Source organism: Citrobacter sp. Cpo090 (assembly GCF_030332665.1).
GTDB classification, from domain to species: Bacteria; Pseudomonadota; Gammaproteobacteria; order Enterobacterales; family Enterobacteriaceae; genus Citrobacter; species Citrobacter portucalensis.
Map to the genome: position 1 here is coordinate 18,319 of NZ_JAOWHK010000013.1, position 20,904 is coordinate 39,222.

The 20,904-nt window shown below is 51.5% G+C and carries 20 protein-coding genes; 9 read left to right on the forward strand and 11 right to left on the reverse strand.

The genetic code is table 11. The features are described from left to right. The first annotated feature begins 1 nt into the window (after position 1). Entirely contained in the window at positions 2-1,669 is a 1,668-nt protein-coding gene (locus OGY83_RS00155; protein ID WP_286634833.1) for an O-antigen ligase family protein, read from the forward strand. A gap of 1 nt (position 1,670) precedes the next feature. Next, complete coding sequence (locus OGY83_RS00160; RefSeq protein WP_286634834.1) at positions 1,671-2,390, forward strand: EAL domain-containing protein; 720 nt, start codon at positions 1,671-1,673, stop codon at positions 2,388-2,390. Between the two features lie 15 nt (positions 2,391-2,405). Here the strand turns inward: OGY83_RS00160 and OGY83_RS00165 are convergent, their stop codons facing one another. The 3 genes from OGY83_RS00165 to fadE all read right to left on the reverse strand — a co-directional run bounded on the left by OGY83_RS00165 (position 2,406) and on the right by fadE (position 6,318). After that, positions 2,406-2,816 carry a Spy/CpxP family protein refolding chaperone gene (locus OGY83_RS00165; protein WP_005133610.1) on the reverse strand — a complete coding sequence of 137 codons (411 nt, stop codon included), beginning with the start codon at positions 2,814-2,816 and terminating at the stop codon, positions 2,406-2,408. A 179-nt stretch (positions 2,817-2,995) separates the two neighbouring features. Beyond that, complete coding sequence (locus OGY83_RS00170; protein WP_286634835.1) at positions 2,996-3,763, reverse strand: amidohydrolase; 768 nt, start codon at positions 3,761-3,763, stop codon at positions 2,996-2,998. A 110-nt stretch (positions 3,764-3,873) separates the two neighbouring features. Beyond that, positions 3,874-6,318 (reverse strand): acyl-CoA dehydrogenase FadE, encoded by a 2,445-nt coding sequence (gene fadE, locus OGY83_RS00175; RefSeq protein ID WP_079940084.1) that lies wholly within the window; start codon positions 6,316-6,318, stop codon positions 3,874-3,876. 239 nt (positions 6,319-6,557) lie between these two features. Between fadE and lpcA the strand changes: the two genes are divergently transcribed. After that, positions 6,558-7,136, forward strand: a complete 579-nt coding sequence (lpcA, locus tag OGY83_RS00180; protein ID WP_016151815.1) for a D-sedoheptulose 7-phosphate isomerase — start codon at positions 6,558-6,560, stop codon at positions 7,134-7,136. A 212-nt stretch (positions 7,137-7,348) separates the two neighbouring features. Continuing rightward, a complete protein-coding gene (locus tag OGY83_RS00185) occupies positions 7,349-8,116 on the forward strand; it encodes a class II glutamine amidotransferase (RefSeq protein ID WP_071696381.1) in 768 nt (255 codons plus the stop codon). On the opposite strand, the gene dpaA is transcribed toward OGY83_RS00185, so the two are convergent. Further along, a complete protein-coding gene (gene dpaA / locus OGY83_RS00190; protein WP_071696382.1) occupies positions 8,087-8,827 on the reverse strand; it encodes a peptidoglycan meso-diaminopimelic acid protein amidase in 741 nt (246 codons plus the stop codon). The genes OGY83_RS00185 and dpaA overlap by 30 nt on opposite strands. 348 nt (positions 8,828-9,175) lie before the next feature. Between dpaA and OGY83_RS00195 the strand changes: the two genes are divergently transcribed. Beyond that, the gene (locus tag OGY83_RS00195; protein ID WP_191213360.1) at positions 9,176-9,937 is read left to right on the forward strand and encodes a C40 family peptidase; all 762 of its coding nucleotides are present in this window, start codon (positions 9,176-9,178) and stop codon (positions 9,935-9,937) included. A gap of 38 nt (positions 9,938-9,975) precedes the next feature. Here the strand turns inward: OGY83_RS00195 and OGY83_RS00200 are convergent, their stop codons facing one another. The 7 genes from OGY83_RS00200 to OGY83_RS00230 are packed head-to-tail and all read right to left on the reverse strand — an operon-like array spanning position 9,976 to position 16,233. After that, a complete protein-coding gene (locus tag OGY83_RS00200; RefSeq protein WP_286634838.1) occupies positions 9,976-12,069 on the reverse strand; it encodes a flagellar biosynthesis protein FlhA in 2,094 nt (697 codons plus the stop codon). Further along, complete coding sequence (gene flhB / locus OGY83_RS00205; protein WP_079940081.1) at positions 12,053-13,192, reverse strand: flagellar biosynthesis protein FlhB; 1,140 nt, start codon at positions 13,190-13,192, stop codon at positions 12,053-12,055. The genes OGY83_RS00200 and flhB overlap by 17 nt, the downstream gene beginning before the upstream one ends. Next, complete coding sequence (fliR, locus tag OGY83_RS00210; protein WP_079940080.1) at positions 13,182-13,964, reverse strand: flagellar biosynthetic protein FliR; 783 nt, start codon at positions 13,962-13,964, stop codon at positions 13,182-13,184. Before fliR ends, flhB begins: the two co-directional genes overlap by 11 nt. A gap of 1 nt (position 13,965) precedes the next feature. Then, a complete protein-coding gene (locus tag OGY83_RS00215; protein WP_003838859.1) occupies positions 13,966-14,238 on the reverse strand; it encodes a flagellar biosynthetic protein FliQ in 273 nt (90 codons plus the stop codon). Positions 14,239-14,250: 12 nt separating this feature from the next. Further along, the gene (gene fliP, locus OGY83_RS00220; protein WP_079940079.1) at positions 14,251-15,009 is read right to left on the reverse strand and encodes a flagellar type III secretion system pore protein FliP; all 759 of its coding nucleotides are present in this window, start codon (positions 15,007-15,009) and stop codon (positions 14,251-14,253) included. Beyond that, entirely contained in the window at positions 15,006-15,377 is a 372-nt protein-coding gene (locus tag OGY83_RS00225; protein WP_286634840.1) for a FliM/FliN family flagellar motor switch protein, read from the reverse strand. The genes fliP and OGY83_RS00225 overlap by 4 nt, the downstream gene beginning before the upstream one ends. Beyond that, positions 15,370-16,233: a FliM/FliN family flagellar motor switch protein gene (locus OGY83_RS00230; protein ID WP_079940077.1), complete on the reverse strand. Its 864-nt coding sequence runs from the start codon at positions 16,231-16,233 to the stop codon at positions 15,370-15,372. The genes OGY83_RS00225 and OGY83_RS00230 overlap by 8 nt, the downstream gene beginning before the upstream one ends. 604 nt (positions 16,234-16,837) lie before the next feature. On the opposite strand from OGY83_RS00230, the gene OGY83_RS00235 reads away from it, so the two are divergent. From OGY83_RS00235 to OGY83_RS00250, 4 genes are read left to right on the forward strand one after another with little or no spacing between them, the layout of a single operon-like run. Further along, positions 16,838-17,824: a sigma-54 interaction domain-containing protein gene (locus tag OGY83_RS00235; protein WP_079940076.1), complete on the forward strand. Its 987-nt coding sequence runs from the start codon at positions 16,838-16,840 to the stop codon at positions 17,822-17,824. 47 nt (positions 17,825-17,871) lie between these two features. After that, the gene (gene fliE, locus OGY83_RS00240) at positions 17,872-18,225 is read left to right on the forward strand and encodes a flagellar hook-basal body complex protein FliE (protein ID WP_079940075.1); all 354 of its coding nucleotides are present in this window, start codon (positions 17,872-17,874) and stop codon (positions 18,223-18,225) included. 4 nt (positions 18,226-18,229) lie between these two features. Further along, on the forward strand, positions 18,230-19,909 hold the full coding sequence (gene fliF / locus OGY83_RS00245) for a flagellar basal-body MS-ring/collar protein FliF (protein ID WP_123268990.1): 1,680 nt from the start codon (positions 18,230-18,232) through the stop codon (positions 19,907-19,909). Next, on the forward strand, positions 19,887-20,903 hold the full coding sequence (locus tag OGY83_RS00250) for a flagellar motor switch protein FliG (protein WP_079940073.1): 1,017 nt from the start codon (positions 19,887-19,889) through the stop codon (positions 20,901-20,903). The genes fliF and OGY83_RS00250 overlap by 23 nt, the downstream gene beginning before the upstream one ends. The last annotated feature ends 1 nt before the right edge of the window (position 20,904 follow it).

Sequence of the window (20,904 nt, forward strand, 5' to 3'; positions counted from 1 at the left end):
CATGATGAACGTACTGAATCGCATTGCGCCGCTGCCTGCGCAGAAATTATTGCTCGGTATTAGTCTGTTTTTCTGGTGTGGGGCCATGCATCTCTACTGGCCGAACAACGGCGGCAGTGGTCTGTCGTTGCCGCTTAATATTACGAGCTGGATCTACGCTGTTGTACTGGCTGCAAGTGCATTGATGCTGGTGCCTCGTCAACGCTGGCGCATCACAGTGCCAGCTGCGGGTTTTATGGTCGGGGCGTTCATCCTGGCGTTGCTTTGCCTTCAAACGCCTGTTGTCTGGCAGGCCGAGGCACTGCTGGTGGCGGGGGCGTTACTGGGCGGTGTGAGCGTCTATCTGGTCACATTGCAAATTCCGCTCACGGCAAACACCCTGACGGCACTGCTGGCTCTGTTATGGGGAGCGTGCGTCATTGAATGTCTGGCGTTTGTCTATCAATACTGGCATTTGCCGGGCGTTGATTACTGGGAGTTTGCCTGGCGGCGCGGTACGCGGCCCTACGGGATATTTCAGCAGGTCAACCTGATGTCCAGCTTCACGGCATGCGGTGTGCTGCTGTCAGCGCCGCTCTTTTTACGTCTGCACGGCGGGTATCGAATTGCCATTGGGATAGGCCTGGTAATGATGGGATTTGTGCTGCATGAATCTCAGTCGCAAACCGGTTACCTGTCTCTGGTTGTCGGTGAAGCGCTGCTGCTGGCGGTTTTTCCGGCGCAACGGCGCATGCTACTGCTGCTTCTACTGCCGCTGGCGTTAGGCGTGGCGATAGGGGCTACGGCCCGCCATTTTTTGTCTGTGGTAACTGTCGATCATCTGACGACTTCTCAAGTGCGCTGGACGGTGTTGAAAACGTCGCTGGCATTATTTGCCGAACGTCCGTGGATGGGTTGGGGCGTGGGCAGTTTTGCTGCTGTGTTTCTCGAAAGCGCGGGGCCATTGGGGCTGGGCAGCATTTCGCATCCGCACAACGAACTGGTGCTGTGGTTGGTGGAGGGCGGCCTGGTTGGTCTCGTGGGGGCATTCTGTTTTATAGCGGGTGGTTTCTGGCTCTGGCTGCACGGTAATTGCTGGCGTCGCGCCTGCCTGGTGGCGGCACTGCCGGTGGTTATTCATATGTTGACGGAATACCCCGTCAGGCAGTCAACGCCACACTGGCTGCTTCTGATCCTGTTGCTTCGATGTGCAGACAGCGCGCGAACGGGAATACGCCTGGCGCGTATGTCGACGTCGCTGATTCGCGCGCTAGGGTTTATCTCGTTACTGACCGTCGCGCCATTGTTGCTGCTCACGCTGCAAATGCAACAGCGACTGACGATGGCGGAGAGGCAGTCAACGCAGTGGCATCTTGCCGAATCGCTCCCTGTAGGAGGCTGGTTCCTTACCAGTCGCTATCGGTTTGATGTCCAGATGGGGTATCTGCAACGGTATCAGCGTACCCGGGACGCACGCTGGCTGGAGGCGGTTCGCCGCTGGGCGCCTGAGTATGTGCGCGTTCACCCAGATCCTAATGTCTCCTTTACGCAAATCTTGCTGGCGTTGCAACAGCGCGACCTGGTCGAGGCGCATCGTCTGGTGACGCGTTTTTGCCTGATTTACCCGAACGATCGCCGTCTCCCGTGGCTGCAGGATGCACGACGTCCTTTTAATCAAAAAATGGAATGATATGAACAGATTCAGCGAACAGGCCCGTTATGTGCCAGAACTTCCCCGCAACGCCGAACTGCTGCGGATCACCGGGATCCGTTTGCAGCGCATTCATTTTTTTGATGACGCATCGCTGGATGTCTGTGAAGTGTTAAGTCAGGTACGCACTCCGCTCCCACTGGATCTTTTTTTCAAGCACCTTTCCATCGCGGCAAAACAGCAGCTTTTTCTATGGCAAATGCAGCGGGTGCTGGCGGTCTCTGGAAGCTACTCGCTGAATTTATCCGTCAGGATGCTGACCAGTCTGTCGTGGATCACGCGTCTCACAAAGCAGGTGCATCAGGGGCGGATTGTTATTGAAATTCAGGATCCGGGCTCCATGATGCGCCTGGAGAAGGCAGAGCAGCAGGCCGTATGCATTGCCGTAAAAACGCTGGTGCGTCACGGGTTTCGCGTGTGGCTGGATGATGTTTCGCCTGAGCTATTTTTTGTCTGGCGGCTGTCGGGCATCCGTTTCGATGCCATCAAAATTGAAAGCGGGATGTTTCATCAGTTCAGAACATCGGAGTGGCAGCTGAGGGTTCTGGTCAATCAATTTCGTGGGCTGGGTGAACGGGTGGTCATTGAGGGGGTAGAAACGCCACAGGATTATGCCATTTGCCGTATGAGCGGCGCAGATGCTGTACAGGGCTTTCTGTTTGAGCAGGAAATTTTACCGAAAAGCCTGAATCATTGCTGATTCAGGCTCTGGCCATTACTCGCTCAGCGTCTGTGCGATATCTTTTTGCACCTGCTGGCGCTGTTCAGGGGTCAGCACTTTGTTCAGGTCAAAATAGTATTTCACGCGATAATAACGCGCCTGCTGTTCGATGTTGCTGAACGCGGAAAGCTGTTTTTTGACGGCAGCTTCATCCCATTTCCCTGACTTGATGACGTCAATCAACGCGCCGTCTTTTACATCTTTCACTGAAATCTGGCCGACGTTGGTTTCAAGCTGTTGGTGCAGTTTTTTAATCTGCGCCACCTGGTCAGTGCTCAACTTAAGATGTTGTACTATCGGATCCTGGGCTGGAGCCGGAACATTAGATGTCGTTGCTGCAAGCGTACTAAAAGAAGCGCCAGCCACGGTAACTGCCAGCAAAGTCATGCGTACGAAGTTCTTCATTATTGAAATCCTGATAAGGAAATTATCGACATTGTCTGCCACTCGCTGGTTACGAGTGATTATCCTTTGCAGAATACGATGCCCGCAGCATGTCGCCACGCGAATTTGTTTTGCGGTTGGTTACGGAGTGAAACAATCCCGCCACGAAAAACGTTGTGCAGCGGGAGGGAAGGCGATAGTTATAGCGTGAACGGGTCAGCGTCCTGCCAGGCGGGAAACTTCTCGCGATACTCGCGCAGCGCTGAGAGAGACAGCTCGGCGTCAATGCGTGTGGCTTGATGCGGCTCGGCGGTGGCAATAATCTCACCCTGCGGATTAATCACCCGGCTGTCACCGCGATAATGATGCCCGTTACCGTCAGTGCCCACGCGGTTACATCCTGCTACATAAGCCTGGTTCTCAATTGCCCGTGCGGCAAGCAGAAGCTGCCAGTGCAGCGAACGCGGCGCAGGCCAATTGGCAACATACAACGCCAGGTCGTAATCATTGCGATTGCGCGACCATACCGGGAAACGCAGGTCATAACAGACCAACGGCAGAATACGCCAGCCGCGCCATTCAACAATAACGCGCGCGTCACCTGCCTGGTAATGCTGATGCTCATCCGCCATGCGGAACAGATGGCGCTTGTCGTAGAAATGCACATTACCTTCGGGCTTAACCAAAAAAAAGCGGTTTACCGGGCCGCGTTCAGGCTGGATAGCAGCGCTGCCCGCGATCAGGGCGTTGGTCTGTTGCGCCTTGACGCGCATCCAACTGACGACCTCTTCCTGCGGTAACGATTTATTTGCCGCTTCCATGGCAAATCCGCTGGTAAACATCTCGGGCAACACGATGACATCACGTCCGGCGACGGTTTCCAGTTGTCGGTCAAAATGGCGCAGGTTGGCCGGGCCATCCATCCAGATCAAGGGTTGTTGCAGCAGAGTAATTTTCAAACCAGGCACGATCGAGGCTCCTCGTTGAACAACATTTTGACACTGTAGCATGAGCTTTAACGAAAATGTGGCAATAAAAAGCCCCGCATTAAGCGGGGCTAAACGTTGTGCGTATATCGTTATGCGGCTTCGACTTTACGCACTTTCTCTGGCAGCTTTACCGGCTGAGTCGCCAGCTCCTCGGGTTCAAAGTCATCCACGTTGATACTGCGCAGGCGGCTCGCTTCGGCTTTCACCAGAATTGCGGCTTCATCTTTATCAATCAGCCCTTTCGCCAGCGCATTGTGCGCCAGTTCGTCGAGACGGGTAAATGGCAGGTTTTTACCCAACTCTTTACAGATCCGCTGGTGGATAGGGTCGGCTGCAATCACGTCCTGCAGCGCCTCTTCCAGCAAACCAACCGGGTTATGCTCGCTTGGCGTCAGATATTGACCGCGACCAATACGAGAACGAGTCGCGCTCGGAACCTGCAAAATCTTCGCGACTTTATGGTCCAGCTTGTCAGACGGAGCGTCATAGTGGCGACCGGTCGGGAAGATAACCACGTTCAGCAAGCCCGCGACCAGACGGTTCGGGAAGTTTTTCAGCAGATCGTCCATCGCCTGTTCCGCTTTGTACAACGCATCCTGAACGCCCCAGTGAACCAACGGCAGGTCTGCTTCATTACGGCCTTCATCGTCATAACGTTTCAGTACCGCGGAGGCCAGATACAGCTGACTTAACACATCGCCCAGACGCGCGGAGATACGTTCACGACGCTTCAGACTGCCACCCAGTACGGCCATGGACACATCTGAAAGCAATGCCAGGTTGGCGCTCAAACGGTTCAGGTGCTGGTAGTAACGTTTGGTCGCATCGCCGGTTGGCGTGCTGCTGGTTAAGCCACGTGTCAGACCAAGCCAGAAGCTGCGTACTTTGTTACTGCCAACGTGACCGATGTGTTTGAACAGCAGCTTGTCGAACGCATTCACATCGTTACTCTGTGCCGCAGCCATCTCTTCCAGAACGTACGGATGGCAGCGAATCGCACCCTGACCGAAGATCATCATGCTACGGGTCAGAATGTTGGCACCTTCAACGGTAATGGCGATTGGCGCACCTTGATAAGCGCGGGCGAGGAAGTTGCTTTCGCCAAGCATAATGCCTTTACCGCCAGTGATATCCATCGCATCAATGATTGACTGCTGCCCGCGGTGGGTACAATGATATTTCACGATAGCCGACAGCACCGCCGGTTTTTCACCCAGCATAATGCCGTAGGTAATCAGTGATGCCGCAGCGTCCATCACGTAGGCGTTACCGGCAATACGTGCCAACGGCTCTTCAATACCTTCCATCTTGCCGATGGAAATTTTGAACTGGCGACGAATGTGCGCATACGCGCCGGTGGCCATCGCGACCGATTTCACGCCGCCCGTCGAGTTAGACGGCAGGGTAATACCGCGTCCTACAGACAGGCATTCCACCAGCATGCGCCAGCCCTGACCGGCCATTTTCGGACCACCGATGATGTAATCAATCGGTACAAACACATCTTTGCCCAGCGTCGGACCGTTCTGGAACGGCACGTTCAGCGGGAAGTGACGACGACCAATTTGTACACCCGGCGTTGAGGTTGGGATCAGTGCACAGGTAATACCGAGATCTTCTTCACCACCCAGCAGTTTTTCCGGGTCGGAGAGTTTAAACGCCAGACCCAGTACGGTAGCGATAGGGGCCAGCGTGATATAACGTTTGTTCCAGGTCAGGCGCATACCCAGCACCTGCTGACCCTGCCAGTCGCCCATACAAACCACGCCGGTATCAGGGATGGCGCCTGCGTCGGAGCCTGCTTCTGGGCTGGTCAGAGCAAAGCATGGGATCTCCTGACCGCGAGCCAGGCGCGGCAGGTAATGATTTTTCTGCTCTTCGGTGCCGTAATGTTGCAGCAGTTCGCCTGGACCTAATGAGTTAGGTACGCCAACGGTGATCGCCAGGATCCCGGAAACGCCGGAGAGTTTCTGCAAAACACGAGCCTGAGCATATGCTGAGAATTCCAGCCCGCCGTACTCTTTCTTAATGATCATCGCGAAGAAGCGGTGTTCTTTCAGATATGCCCACAGTTCCGGCGGCAGATCCGCGAGTTCGTGAGTGATCTGGAAGTCGTTCGCCATGCGGCACGCTTCTTCCACTGGACCGTCAATAAACGCTTGTTCTTCAGCGGTCAGATGCGGTTGAGGATAGTTATGCAGTTTTTTCCAGTCAGGCTTGCCCTGGAACAGGTCACCTTCCCACCAGGTTGTACCCGCATCAATCGCTTCTTTCTCAGTACGCGACATCGGCGGCATGACCTTACGGAAACCGCGGAACACCGGTGCAGAGATCATGGATTTGCGCATCGGCGTAAAGTTAAACGGCACGAGGATAATGGCCAGAGGAACCAGCAGCCAGACTGACCACAGGCCAGCCACGCCAAGCGCAGCTGTCCAGGCGAGCAAAATTAAGCTGCTGAGGAATAAGCTCACGCGGTGATAAAACAGAACGCTGAGCAGAACAACCGTAGCGATAATACTCAAAATCATCATAACGAAAAGCTCCCTTGCTTGTAGGAGGTCTGACCACTTGTGATGATATGGTTGTAGTGGATGTAAATTCTTTTAGCAATGTGTTTACAAAATAATTACAACAAAGCTCACATTGTTGCTGTTTTAACCGGCACAAAAAATCAAAAGCCGTAGCCATTCCTGTGGCTTGTACTTCTCGCTGGTAGCGCTATCCGGTACACTGCGTTTTGTCATTTACATTCATGCTGAAGGATATCCTCATGTACCAGGATCTTATTCGTAACGAACTGAGCGAAGCGGCGGAAACGCTGGCTAATTTTCTTAAAGATGACGCCAATATTCACGCCATTCAGCGCGCGGCGGTTCTGTTGGCAGACAGCTTTAAAGCGGGCGGTAAGGTGCTTTCTTGCGGTAACGGCGGTTCCCATTGCGACGCGATGCACTTTGCCGAAGAGTTGACCGGACGCTATCGCGAGAACCGTCCTGGTTATCCGGCGATCGCTATCTCTGACGTCAGCCATATCTCCTGCGTCAGCAACGATTTCGGTTACGATTATGTGTTCTCTCGCTACGTAGAAGCCGTGGGTCGTGAAGGTGATGTTCTGTTAGGCATCTCGACTTCGGGTAATTCCGGTAACGTAATTAAAGCGATTGCCGCAGCGCGTGAGAAAGGGATGAAAGTGATCACCCTGACCGGTAAAGATGGTGGCAAAATGGCGGGCAGCGCGGATATCGAAATTCGCGTGCCGCACTTTGGCTACGCTGACCGTATTCAGGAAATTCATATCAAAGTGATCCATATCCTGATTCAACTGATCGAAAAAGAGATGGTTAAATAACTATACCCGTCATACTTCAAGCTGCAGGTGCGTTGGTTGCGCTCAGAAACCCCAGTCACATAGTTATCTATGCTCCTGGGGATTTCCTCCCTTACCGCCTTCCTGCAACTCGAATTATTTAGGGTATAGCATATTGTTTTCTCTGATATTTTGAGTTTTGATTGGCTGTAACAATTACGCCTTCCCGCTTAAGGCGTTTGTGGAGGTGATGTATGTGCGAACTGCTCGGGATGAGCGCCAATGTGCCAACCGATATCTGCTTTAGCTTCACCGGGCTGGTTCAGCGCGGCGGAGGGACCGGGCCGCACAAAGACGGCTGGGGTATTACGTTTTATGAAGGTAAGGGCTGCCGTACGTTTAAAGATCCGCAACCCAGCTTTAATTCGCCTATCGCCAAACTGGTACAAGACTACCCCATTAAATCCTGTTCCGTGATTGCCCATATTCGTCAGGCGAACCGTGGCGAAGTGGCGTTGGAAAATACCCATCCCTTTACCCGCGAACTGTGGGGACGCAACTGGACCTATGCTCATAATGGACAGCTCAATGGCTATAAATCGCTGGAAACCGGAAATTTCCGCCCGGTCGGAGAAACCGACAGCGAAAAAGCGTTCTGCTGGCTGCTCCACAAGCTGACGGAGCGTTATCCGCGCACGCCTGGCAATATGACGGCAGTGTTTAAATATATCGCGATGCTGGCAGGAGAACTGCGGGAGAAGGGCGTCTTCAACATGCTGTTGTCTGACGGGCGCTATGTGATGGCCTTCTGTTCGACCAACCTGTTTTGGATCACGCGTCGTGCGCCGTTTGGCGTGGCGACATTGCTGGATCAGGATGTGGAAATCGATTTTAGCTCAGAGACCACACCCAATGATGTGGTCACCGTGATTGCCACTCAACCGTTAACCGGCAATGAAACCTGGCAAAAGATTATGCCAGGCGAGTGGGCATTATTTTGTCTCGGGGAGCGTGTAGTTTGATGCCAGTTGCGGCTGAACCACTTCGTGACTCAACGGCTTGCTGACGACGTAACGACCATCGACGACTGAAACGGTCGGTGGCTTACGCGTTTGTTCAAAGTAATCGTATCCCGGCTTTAACTGGGTCCAGAAATCTTTGTAATACGAGAACTTATGGCGCTGCATGTTGGCATCGGTCATGCGGAACGGGTAAATGCTAACCTGTACGCTGGACTGCCCAAACACCAGAGCACCGGTCACAAACTGGAAAATCTCATCAATGCCGTTGTCGGTCATTGCGTAGCAGCCGACGGAAACGCAGGCGCCGTGGATCATCAGGTATTTACCTTCATAACCGTGTGCGCGGTCGTAGGCATTAGGGAAACCAATGTTAATCGCTTTATAGAAGCGGCTATCTGGTTTCAGCTGTCCACGCTGAACGCTGTAAAACCCTTCCGGACTTTTGAAATCACCCTGACGCTGTTTCGGCCCTAAGCCACCGGAATAATTACAGATCTTATAACTGTCGAGCAATTGATACTGTTCGCCCATCTTGACGTACAGATCCAGGGTTCGCTCTTCTTTGAAGATCTGGATATAAACGGGGGAGCCCATTAATTGCTGCTTATATTCTTTGCTGACAGGCGTAGTCGGGCTGCTGCTACTCAGCAAACCGGCAAATGAAACGCACGGCAATAAAAGCATCGCAAGAAAAAATGCGATTTTACGCATACTGCTTATTCCTTGATAAAACGATCACACACGCCAGGACGGCAAAAGAGTCCCCAAATCGGATAAATCTGGATCTGGAGCGCTCACATTATCACCCAGAGAGTTTTTCGCAAGTCTCTCGTGCGGCGTTTACACTTTAGATTTTCTTTATACGGAAAATTGTGCGTAAAGGCAGTCAGACACTGGCGTATTTTGCGCTTGAGCGCACTTCATTTAGTCTTATGAATGCAGAATTCCTAATGTATTGAATTTAAAAAATTAATAATTTAATAATCGAATATTAAAATGGAATACCCGGCAATAGCGGTAGACTGCGGCGAACGTGTTTGATTAGGTATTTTTGTTTTCATGTCTTTTGTCTCTGCACCCCGACGCTTTTTGCCGGGTCTGCTGTCTTTGTGTGTTGTGTTGTCCTCACCGTCTGTCGCCAAAGTTCAGCCTCTCTTATCTGACGCCCATTTAAGCTATGCGGCGCAAATGCGCATGCGTAACCGCGCCCGACTGTTGAAGCAGTACCATGCACAGGTAAAAAAGCAGGCAAGTTATGTGGTGGAAGGAAATGCGCAAAGTAAAAGCGCGCTGCGCCAGCAGAACAGGACGCTGATTAAACAGCACCCGGAGTGGTTCCCGGGACCGCTGAAAGCGAGCGATCATCGCTGGCAGGAGTTGGCTGAAAATGACCATTTTCTCAGTAGCGATCATCTGCATAACATGACTGAAGTGGCAATCCACCGCCTTGAGCAGCAGCTAGGTAAACCTTATTTGTGGGGTGGGACCAGCCCGGATCAAGGCTTTGACTGCAGCGGGCTGATTTTTTATGCCTACAACAAAATCCTGGCGGCAAAATTGCCGCGTACGGCGAATGAAATGTATCACTATCGGCGGGCGACCATCGTCGCCAATCGCGACCTCCGTCGTGGTGATTTATTGTTCTTTCATATTCACAGTCGGGATATTGCCGATCATATGGGCGTCTATTTGGGGCAGGGACAATTTATAGAATCGCCGCGTACGGGAGAAACAATTCGGGTGAGTCATTTATCCGATGATTTCTGGCAGGATCATTATCTTGGCGCCCGTCGTATTCTTACGGAAAATACCATTCTGTAATCTAGAAGGCGGTGCGAATGACACCGCCTCGTCAAGGGTTAACTCAACGCCCCCATGATCTTTAATTCCAGCTCATCCGGAACTTCGTTATAAGACAACACCTGCAAACCCGGTGCGAACAGGCGCGCATAGCGCGCGAGCAGAGGACGTAGCTGCGGTGCGACCAGCAGTATCGGTTCTTTACCCGCGGCTTTCATCTGTTCTTTAATCTGCGGCATATTGGTCTGGAACTGATTGAGCATATTCGGATCGACCGGTACGCTATCGAGCACCACTTTGCCGCTTTGCTGAGCCTGATTCACCACATTTGCCAGCAGATTCTCCAGCTCATTGTTGAGGGTGTACACCGCCAACTCATCTTTGCGTACAAACGGATGGGTAATGCTGCGACGGAGGGCCAGACGCACATCTGCCGTTAACAGAATATGATCTTTGGTGACGGCGCTGCTGGCGACCAGAACGGTAGCTATCGTGACGATATCGCGCAACGGCACGCCTTCGATCAGCAACGCCCGGTAAACCTTCAGGAGCTGGCTGTAATTCAGCGCCGCGCTCAGATCTTCCGCCAGACGAGGGGCCATCGAAGAGAGGCGGTTATGCAGTTGGGTAATATCGTCGTAGTTAAACAGGTCGGGAATATAGTTGCGAATGATTTTATTCACATGCGTCGCGATGACGCTGGCGCTATCAATCACCTGATATCCCATATTTAGCGCTTTGGCTTTTTGCGCCGGGACAATCCACGTGACCGGCATGCCGTAGGCCGGATCGTGGCCCAAAACACCATCGATCTCGCCGTAGGTTTCACTGGAAGGCAGCGCCATCAGCTTATCTGAGGGAATATCGGCCTCATCAGCCTTGATCCCATTGATAAAAATGGCGTACTGGGTCGGTTTTAGACGGAAGTTTTCGCGAATGCGAATTTCCGGCAGCAACACGCCGTTTGTGTCTGAAATAACCTGCCGCACACCGCGAATACGTTGGGTGAGCGGATTCCCTTTGGATTTGTCCACCAGCGACACTAGCTTGTACCCCAGACTCAGGCTGATTGGCTCAATTAAGGGGATCGTTTCCCAACTAACCTGTTGCTCGGCGGTTTCAACGATGGTTTTGGTCAGCGTTTCAAGATTTTTCTCTTCAGTTTCTGCTACCTTCGGGCGCTTGCTCATACGCCAGGCAGTGAACCCTAGCAGGGCGCTGAACACCAGGAATGGGAAATGCGGCATTCCCGGCACCACTGCCAGCACAAACATAATGCTGGTGGCGGTGTAGAGCACGGAAGGGCTGGCTAGCAGCTGGCTACGTACGTCTGTGGCGATATCGCCGCTGTCGCTCACGCGAGTAACAATAATTGCCGCTGCCGTCGACAGCAGCAGAGACGGGATCTGGGCGACCAGACCGTCACCGATGGTCATCAGTACATATTGCTGGAATGCGGCTTCGGCGCTTAAATCGTATTTGAAAATACCGATACACACGCCGCCGATCAGGTTGATGGCCAGGATCATCATCCCGGCGATGGCATCACCGCGCACGAACTTCGACGCACCGTCCATTGCGCCATAGAAATCCGCTTCACCCGCCACGTCTTTACGTCGCGCCTGCGCCTGGGCCTGATTAATCAGGCCCGCGTTCAGATCGGCGTCGATCGCCATCTGCTTCCCGGGCATGGCGTCGAGCGTAAAGCGGGCCGAAACTTCGGAGATACGCTCGGCACCCTTGGTAACCACGATAAAGTTGATGATCATCAGGATGATGAACACCACAAAACCGACGACAAAGTTGCCGCCGATCACCACTTGACCGAAGGATTCAATCACCTTACCGGCAGCACCTGCGCCCATATGACCGTGCAGCAATACCACGCGTGTTGACGCCACGTTCAGCGTCAAGCGCATTAAGGTGGTGATCAGCAAAATGGTTGGGAACAGGCTGAATTCGAGCGGACGTTTCGCGGAAACGGCCACCAACAGCACCATCACCGCCAGCACGATGTTAAAGGTGAACAGAATATCCAGCAGGGCTGGTGGTAATGGCAGGATAACCATCGCCAGGATACACAGTATTACCAGCGGAATACCGATGTTACCGTTACGCAGCAGCGCGAGGAGTTGTTTAGTTGTTTTCGGCATCCAGCTTAAGAACCTCTTTGGGAATGGAAATATGTCTGTTCAGCGAAGGGCGAGCTTGCGAACCGTCACGCCAGTGCTTCATTTGCAGTACATAGGTCAGGACGTGTGCAATCGCCCGATAAAGTTGAAATGGGATCTGTTGATTGACCTGGGTGGTGTAATAAACGGAGCGCGCCAGCTTAGGAAATTCAACTATCTCAATGTTGCTTTCCGCCGCAACCTGACGGATATACAGCGCGATTTCATCGGTACCTTTAGCGACAACAAAAGGCGCGGCGGCTCGTGACTGGTCGTACTGCAGCGCCACGGCATAGTGGGTTGGGTTGGTGATCACCACATCGGCTTTTGGCACAACTTTGCGAATTTGCCCCATTGCCATTTGCCGTTGCAGACGACGGATCCTGGCCTTAACTTCTGGCTTACCTTCCTGATTTTTATACTCTTCTTTGATCTCCTGTTTGGTCATTTTAAGCCCTTTTATAAACATTTTTTTCGCCAGAGGGACATCGACCAACGCAAAGAAAATAAACAGGATGATAAAGTTGCGCATAATACCGCTGTACAGCGCCAGACCATCGCTGACGGCTTGTTTGAAATACAGCTCCTGCAATCCCAGAAAAGCAGCAACGTTATTGCGTACGCTAATCCACAGCATCACCAGCAGGACAATCGCTTTGATCGTCATCTTGCCGGTGTCCACCAGGTGGTCGGTAGAAAATAAGCGGCCAATCCCTTTGAGCGGACTTAATTTGCTAAAGTCCGGCAAAATTTTCTTCGGCAGGAATAACCAGCCTCCGGGAATCAGCGAGGCAAACAGCGCGGCGACCGGCATGGGTAACAGCGTCAGGATGAACTTGGCTAGAATCAGCAGATGGTGTTCAAGGAACTGACCGATGATGTCCGGGTCATTAATGTTCTGCGCATATTGATGCACGCTGGTAAAGCTTTCGCGGACAAAATCTTCATACCAGGGGAAGCTGCTGGAAATCACCATAAACGCGGCAAACAGACTGGCGGCAAGCCCCATATCTTTTGAGCGCGGAATTTGTCCCTCTTGCCTGGCTTTGCGAAGTTTTTGCGCCGAGGGTTTTTCTGTTTTTTCTTCGCTGCTGCTATCCGCCATAGTGTCCCTTGAGCGCGTCAAGCTGCTGCAAGACGAAGTTTGCCAGGTGCAGATAGTGGTCGGGCAGGTTGTAAAGCAGCGTCGCAAAGCAGATAAGACCTGCCAGCATGTTGATCGGAAAACCTAAAGAGTACAGGTTGAGCGGAGGCGCAATACGGTTAAGCAGGCCAAAGCAGCCCTGGACAATCAGCATGATAAAGGTTGTTGGCAGCGCCAGCAGCGTGGCTGCGGCAAATACCCAGCCCAGCGCAAGGGAAATGGTGCGCAGAGATTGCGGATGTAGCGCATTGCCAATCGGCCAGTAGGTAAAGCCTTTGAATAAAATGCTCACCAGCAGCAAATGTCCATCCATCGCAAAAAACAGTATCACTGCGTAGATGTTGATTATCTCCGCCAGTACCGTCGTTGACGCGCCGCTGCTGGGATCGTTCATCACCGCCATGCTCATCCCCATATTAAATGAGAGGATCTGGCCCGCCAGCTGCAGCGCTAAAAATAAAAACTGCAGCATCAGGCCAAAAAGCATGCCCCACAGAAACTGCTCTGCGGTCAAAATAATGCTGTTGATCGACAGTAGGCTGTCAGGAACGGGATGGGGGATAAGCGGCGTAATGATAAAGGCCAGCGCCAGGGACAAAATAATGCGTATCCGCACCGTGAGCGCCGCGTTATCCAGCACCGGCGCGTAGTGAATAAACGCCATAATGCGCACGAACGGAAACCACATGCCCAGTATCAGGTTACTTAACTGTGTAATGTCTGTTTCGCGCATGTCAGTGCACCAGAATGGCGGCCTGAGTGAAAAGATGCACGCAGAGATCGCTCAGTTGGACGATCATCCATTTTCCGCAAATTCCCAATACTGCGAGGGTGACGATAAGCCTGGGCAAAAAGCTGAGGGTTTGTTCGTTAATCTGCGTCACAGCCTGAAAAATGCTGACCAGCATACCCACCAGCAAGCTGGGAACGACCAACACGCAGACTAAAATGATCACGACTTTTATGCCGCTGGCGACGATATCGGCGGCTACATCAATGGTTAACATATCCGAACTCCGTTAGCCTAATCCCAGACCGCGAATACTGGAGGTCAGCGTACCGACGGTCAGCGCCCAGCCATCAATAAGTACAAACAGCATCAGCTTAAAGGGCAGAGAAACGATCAGCGGCGACAGCATCATCATCCCCATCGCCATCAGCACGCTGGCGACGATCAGGTCGATTACCAGGAACGGGATGTAAATCATGAAGCCTATCTGGAAGGCAGTTTTAAGTTCGCTCAGTACATACGCCGGTACGATAATGGAGAGATCCTGATCGGCTGCATTACCTTTCGCGTTGGCGATCGTCATTATCTGCGCAATCGCTTTTTTGTTGGTCTGCGCCAGCATAAAGCGCTTCAATGGTGAGGCGGCGGTGCTCAGGGCGTCAGGGAGCGTGATTTGATCGTTTTCGAAAGGCACAACCGCGTGGTCGTAAATGTTGATCCAGATCGGACGCATCACCAGCATGGTTAACGACAGCGCAATGCCAATCAGTATGCGGTTGGGCGGCGTTTGCTGCAGCCCCAACGCCTGACGCAGCAGGGAAAGAACAATAATAAATCGGGTAAAACAGGTCATCATCAGCACCAGAGTAGGCAGAATACCCACCAGGGTCATCAGGAGCAGAACCTGAATTTTTACGCTGTATTCCTGGCTATTGCCGTGCGAAATCACATTCAGCAACGGGATATCTCCCCCTTGCGCACAGGCAAAGGGAGAGAGGATGAGTAATGAGATACCCAGGATGAGCGTGAGTGTTGGTGCGCGTTTCATGGTGCCAGGTCGTTGATTTCATGTGTGTTGAATTCAAGGACGCGCAGGCCATACTTTTCATTGACCACCACCACTTCAGCCTTACCTAACAGGATATTGTTGACCTTAATATCCAGTGGTTCACCGGCGAGCTTGTCCATCTCAATGACGGTGTCGTCATCAATGTTCAGCAGATCGGCCAGCATCACTTCCACGGAGGACACTTCCAGTGTGAGTGTGACTGGAATTCGTTTGAGTAACGACATCGACTCGGAAAAGCGATCTTCTAAACGTGATACCAGCGATTCTGCTACGGACGGCGTGGGCGGTGTGGTCGTTTCGGGCGCTAACTCGAAACCTTGCTCTAAAATATCTTCTGGCTTACTCATAGGATTTCTCCGTCTTGCTCGTTAATTCGGACAAAAATAGTTTGTCTTTGTCCTCTACGATAAGGGCATTAAATAGTTCGGATTTCCCGATATAAACAGGGAAAGTATCAGGCATTGCGATAGGCAAAATATCCCCGGGCTTGATTGTTGTCAGGTCGGCAACATTGAGAGGGATTTCCGCAATCTTGACGTTCATGGTTAGCGGCAACGTATGAATGATTTCTTTGATCAGCGTTTTTTTACGCGTCTCAGCGCTGACTTTATCAATCTGCTTTTTCTTCTCACCGTGCTCGCTACGACGGATTAAATTCAGTATGTAATCGGTATGGGAGTCATCCAGTAAGATGCGGAAACTGCAATTCTCCTCATCACCTAAAATAAACGTAAGTTGATAAGCCCAGTGGGTTTGTACGGTGCTACTGTCGGGTTTAAGCGTCAGTGGAATACCGGATATATTTTTATTAAAAATGATATTGCAAATATCCAGTGCCAGTCTGCTTCTCAGCCGGATTTCTGTTTTGGTCGGTAAACCATCCTGCGACTTCTCGTCTGCGAGAGAAGAGGCCAGACCATAAAAGTTACCTAATAACATTAACAATAATGCGCGATCGATATCAAAGGCCAGATGCCCAACCTGAGAAACTAATAATTCCGCACTTTTATTGATAACATCCATCTCACAGTGTATTTTCTTGAGTGTTATATTTGTGCGGTGTTTTTTCAGGAAATAGTTTCCAAGATGTGATTCAATTGTATCAAAACTCCCTGTAAACATAGTCGGCAGACGATGATATGGACGTCCAAGCCGGTTTCCTTCAAGTTTAAAGATTCCGGGTGTTTGACTATATTTCAGCATGGTACGCTTTCTCAGCTGTAATTTCTGGGGCGGTTGAATTGATATCAAATCCCGCGGTTATCAAAAAAAATACAAATTCGTTTAATTTATTGTTCATCCTTGACGCTATTCTCATCGTGTTGAAGTCCATTAGATACGAAATGCAGTACCTACTCACGTCTATGGAGTAGGGCTGGATATTAGATATTTTACCCCTCTCATCTGCAAGTTATTAATGGCGCTAGGTTATAATTAAAAAATAATTAATTACATATACGTGATGCTTCCCGCTAATCATCCTGCCTTCTTAAGGCATATCTCACATGGCTGGATTGGCTAATTATCGTACCAATTCATAGCTAACTAATTGTTTTTTATGAAATAATATTTTTATTATCTTTTAATTTTAGATTGTTAATGGTACCAGTGTTAGTATTTTTTTAGGAAAAACCCTATTTGAAAATAATCTCCGATAGGACTGCCCTTTGTAAGGGTGGTAAAACATGAGCAAGGATGGGATTAAGACATGGCACGGGCGATATCTATTATTCGATGATTGTGCTTTGGAATGATTTGTATATTTCTCGTAACGGATGTTAACTTTACTTCTAAGTGTAAAATAATCATGTTTGAACTTATTGCTGAAGCAGCCTCCAGTATCAATGTTTTTTCAATGGCAAGGCGTATTGCTGCTTTTAATGTTCCAGTGCTTATCCATGGCGAAACCGGTACTGGTAAAGAGTGTATCGCCAAATTTATCCACTCGATTGCGTTTGCGCAGGAGGCATCGGCACCTTATATCGGGGTGAACTGTGCCGCTATTCCTGAAAATATGCTTGAAGCCACGCTGTTTGGTTATGATAAAGGTGCGTTTACCGGGGCTGTGGCCACCATACCGGGTAAGATGGAATTGGCCAATAACGGTACATTGTTGCTGGATGAGATCGGTGATATGCCTCTGGCGCTGCAGGCTAAAATATTGCGTGTATTGCAGGAACAACAGGTTGAGCGTTTAGGCAGTAACCGTTTAATCAAACTGAACTTCCGTTTAATTGCCTGCACCAATAAAAATCTTGAAGAAGAGGTTGCCGCAGGGCGCTTCAGAGAAGATCTCTATTACCGTATGTCCGTTATTCCGTTGACGATGCCGCCGCTGCGTGAACGTATGGAAGACATTATTCCGCTGGCCGAGTCCTTTATCAAAAAATACTCCACGGTATTAGTTAAAAATATCAAGCTTTCCGAGTCGTCACGTCGGGCGTTACTCAGCTACGAATGGCCGGGTAACGTGCGTCAGCTTGAGAACGCTATTCAGCGAGGGATGATCCTTAATCGCGATGGCGTTATTTATCCCGATACCTTAGGTCTGCCATCCATTGAGTCCGATTCCTGGAGCGAGCCGCAATGGCAGCCAAAACCCAGTATGCCAATAACAACCGGCGACAATCTGGGCCAGCATGGGCGGAGCGCGCAATATCAATACATTGCTGACCTGATGCGTAAATATCAGGGCAATAAAACCAAAATTGCTGATTTATTAGGCATTACTCCTCGCGCACTTCGTTATCGTCTGGCGTCAATGCGAAAGCAGGGAATTGAAATCTTTTCCTGAATCAGTCTGTGGTACCGAGAACGCTTTTTTAATTTTAAGAGTAGGTCATGAGCATAAATACGATAGCCCCAGCCAGTACGATGCAGACGCAGATGATGCAAGACATGCAGCAGATGAAAGCGGTCGCACAAGCCCCCGTCCTTTCACCGATGCAGATTAACGCCCAGTTGGCATCATCTCCGGTTTCGTTCGACCGCGTTATGCAGGGGGCGCTGAACCATGTGGACCAATTCCAGCAGGTCGCAGAGCAAAAACAAACGGCCATTGAGATGGGAAAAAGCGATGACCTTGCGGGGGCCATGATTGCCAGTCAGCAGGCATCGTTATCGTTTTCTGCGCTGGTACAGGTCAGAAATAAAGTCGCTTCCGGATTCAATGACCTGATGAGCATGTCAGTCTAACGCTATGAATGAATTAATAAAAAAACTCACTCGTTTTTTACCCTCGTTCTCTTTCAGGCTGGATGGTAACAAACGTCTGGCGTTACTGGCGGCTGCGGCGCTTGCGGCTACCGCCATAATTGTTAGCGTGCTGTGGAACGGTAACCATGGCTATGTTTCGCTGTACGGTAGCCAGGAAAATCTCCCTGTTTCACAGATAGTCACCGTGCTGGACGGCGAAAAGCTGGAATACCGTATCGACCCGCAAAGCGGGCAAATTCTGGTTCCGGAAGACGCGCTGTCGAAAACGCGGATGACGCTGGCAGCGAAAGGTGTGCAGGCCATGCTGCCAAGCGGCTATGAGCTGATGGATAAAGACGAAGTGCTGGGAGCCAGCCAGTTTGTACAGAACATTCGCTACAAGCGGAGTCTGGAAGGTGAACTGGCGCAGAGCATCATGACGCTGGACGCTGTAGAAAGCGCCCGCGTGCATCTGGCGCTGAATGAAGAGAGTTCCTTTGTCGTCAGCGATGAGCCGCAAAACAGTGCCTCGGTGGTGGTGCGTCTGCATTACGGCAGCAAGCTGGATATGGACCAGGTAAATGCCATTGTGCATCTGGTGTCCGGCAGCGTGCCTAATTTGAATGCGTCGCAGGTTAGCGTTGTCGACCAGGCGGGGAATTTACTGTCCGACGGCATTGGCGCGGGAGAAGCCGTTTCTGCGGCGACGCGTAAGCGCGACCAGATCCTCAAAGATATTCAGGATAAGACCCGCGCCAGTCTCGCAAATGTCCTCGACTCTCTGGTAGGCACTGGCAACTACCGGGTGAGCGTGATGCCGGATCTCGATCTGAGCAATATCGACGAAACCCAGGAGCATTACGGCGACACACCGAAGGTGAATCGCGAAGAAACGGTACTCGATAGCGATACCAACCAAATCGCCATGGGGATCCCCGGCTCGCTGAGCAACCGCCCTCCGCTGGCGGCAAACCAGGTAGGAAATGGTGCCGCTGCGGCGACGCCAGAAGAGTCTCGCCAGCCAGCCGCACTGTCAAAGCATAGCGAAAATAAGCGCGACTACTCCTGGGATCGTAGCGTTGAGCATATCCAGCACCCGGGATTCGACATTAAACGTTTAAATGTGGCAGTGGTACTCAACCAGAACGCGCCTGCATTGAAAAACTGGAAACCGGAGCAAACCACGCAGCTGACGGCGCTGTTAAATAACGCCGCCGGGATTGATGCCAGGCGTGGCGATAATCTGTCCTTATCACTGCTTAATTTTGTGCCGCAGTCGATCCCCGTCGAGCCGGTGGTCCCTCTGTGGAAGGATGACAACATTCTCGCCTGGGTACGTCTGATTGGTTGCGGCCTGCTGGCTCTGCTGTTGCTGCTGTTTGTCGTGCGACCGGTAATGAAACGTTTGACCGCTGAACGTCGCCGGACCTCAACGCCTGAACTGGCGCTGGACGCTGTACCAATTGCGATTCCTGCGGACAAGCCCCATTTTGCGGCCGCTGAAGATGAACGCAAAAATATCGAACTGCCTTCTTTCCCTGGCGACGACAGCCTGCCTTCGCAGAGCTCCGGTCTGGAAGTGAAGCTGGAGTTCCTGCAAAAACTGGCGATGAGTGACACCGATCGCGTAGCTGAAGTTCTCAGACAATGGATTACCAGCAATGAGCGAATTGACAATAAATAACGGCAGTAACAATAGCTACCTGGAGCAGGCCGCAATTTTATTACTGTGTCTGGGCGAGGAGGCGGCAGCCACGGTGATGCAAAAGCTCAGCCGTGAAGAGGTGGTTCGTCTGAGTGAAAACATGGCGCGTCTGTCTGGCGTGAAAACCAGCATGGCGAAAAAAGTAATCAATAACTTTTTTGACGAGTTCCGCGAGCAGAGCGGCATCAACGGCGCCTCGCGTTCTATGCTGCAAGGGATCCTCAATAAAGCGCTGGGAACAGAAATCGCCAGCAGCGTGATCAACGGTATTTACGGTGATGAGATCCGCTCGCGGATGGCGCGTTTGCAGTGGGTGGAACCGCGCCAGCTGGCGATACTGATCTCAGAAGAGCATTTGCAATTGCAGGCCGTCTTTCTTGCCTTCCTGACGCCGGAGATCTCGGCCATGGTGCTGTCTTACATGAGTGAGTCAGTACAAAACGAGATCCTCTATCGGGTTGCAAAGCTCAACGATGTAAACCGCGACGTTGTGGATGAGCTGGATCGGTTGATCGAACGTGGGCTGTCGGTGTTGTCTGAACACGGTTCGAAAGTGAAGGGGATCAAGCAGGCTGCGGATATCGTGAACCGCTTCCAGGGTAATCAACAGGTGATCCTCGATCAGCTACGTGAACGCGATGAAGATGTTCTTGAACAGTTGCAGGACGAAATGTACGACTTCTTTATCCTGAGCCGCCAAAGTGATGAAGTGCGCCGCCGTCTGCTCGACGAAGTGCCGATGGAAGACTGGGCGGTGGCGCTGAAAGGGACCGAAGCGCTGTTGCGCCGCTCGATTTATGCCGTGATGCCTAAGCGTCAGGTACAACAGTTGGAAGCGATAACGTCGCGCCTGGGTCCAGTTCCAGTGAGCCGTATTGAACAGATCCGCCGTGAAATCATGGGGATTGCCCGCGAGCTTGAGGAAGCGGGTGAAATTCAGTTACAGCTGTTTGCTGAACAGACGGCGGAGTAAA

Coding starts and splice junctions, on each gene's coding strand:
- OGY83_RS00155 (WP_286634833.1), top strand. CDS start 2: ATGATGAACGTACTGAATCGCATTGCGCCGCTGCCTGCGCAGAAATTA.
- OGY83_RS00165 (WP_005133610.1), bottom strand. CDS start 2,816: ATGAAGAACTTCGTACGCATGACTTTGCTGGCAGTTACCGTGGCTGGC.
- OGY83_RS00235 (WP_079940076.1), top strand. CDS start 16,838: ATGTTTGAACTTATTGCTGAAGCAGCCTCCAGTATCAATGTTTTTTCA.
- fadE (WP_079940084.1), bottom strand. CDS start 6,318: ATGATGATTTTGAGTATTATCGCTACGGTTGTTCTGCTCAGCGTTCTG.
- fliP (WP_079940079.1), bottom strand. CDS start 15,009: ATGAAACGCGCACCAACACTCACGCTCATCCTGGGTATCTCATTACTC.
- OGY83_RS00200 (WP_286634838.1), bottom strand. CDS start 12,069: ATGCCGAAAACAACTAAACAACTCCTCGCGCTGCTGCGTAACGGTAAC.
- dpaA (WP_071696382.1), bottom strand. CDS start 8,827: ATGCGTAAAATCGCATTTTTTCTTGCGATGCTTTTATTGCCGTGCGTT.
- OGY83_RS00185 (WP_071696381.1), top strand. CDS start 7,349: ATGTGCGAACTGCTCGGGATGAGCGCCAATGTGCCAACCGATATCTGC.
- OGY83_RS00250 (WP_079940073.1), top strand. CDS start 19,887: ATGAGCGAATTGACAATAAATAACGGCAGTAACAATAGCTACCTGGAG.
- fliF (WP_123268990.1), top strand. CDS start 18,230: ATGAATGAATTAATAAAAAAACTCACTCGTTTTTTACCCTCGTTCTCT.
- OGY83_RS00215 (WP_003838859.1), bottom strand. CDS start 14,238: ATGTTAACCATTGATGTAGCCGCCGATATCGTCGCCAGCGGCATAAAA.
- flhB (WP_079940081.1), bottom strand. CDS start 13,192: ATGGCGGATAGCAGCAGCGAAGAAAAAACAGAAAAACCCTCGGCGCAA.
- OGY83_RS00225 (WP_286634840.1), bottom strand. CDS start 15,377: ATGAGTAAGCCAGAAGATATTTTAGAGCAAGGTTTCGAGTTAGCGCCC.
- fliR (WP_079940080.1), bottom strand. CDS start 13,964: ATGCGCGAAACAGACATTACACAGTTAAGTAACCTGATACTGGGCATG.
- OGY83_RS00195 (WP_191213360.1), top strand. CDS start 9,176: ATGTCTTTTGTCTCTGCACCCCGACGCTTTTTGCCGGGTCTGCTGTCT.
- lpcA (WP_016151815.1), top strand. CDS start 6,558: ATGTACCAGGATCTTATTCGTAACGAACTGAGCGAAGCGGCGGAAACG.
- OGY83_RS00160 (WP_286634834.1), top strand. CDS start 1,671: ATGAACAGATTCAGCGAACAGGCCCGTTATGTGCCAGAACTTCCCCGC.
- fliE (WP_079940075.1), top strand. CDS start 17,872: ATGAGCATAAATACGATAGCCCCAGCCAGTACGATGCAGACGCAGATG.
- OGY83_RS00230 (WP_079940077.1), bottom strand. CDS start 16,233: ATGCTGAAATATAGTCAAACACCCGGAATCTTTAAACTTGAAGGAAAC.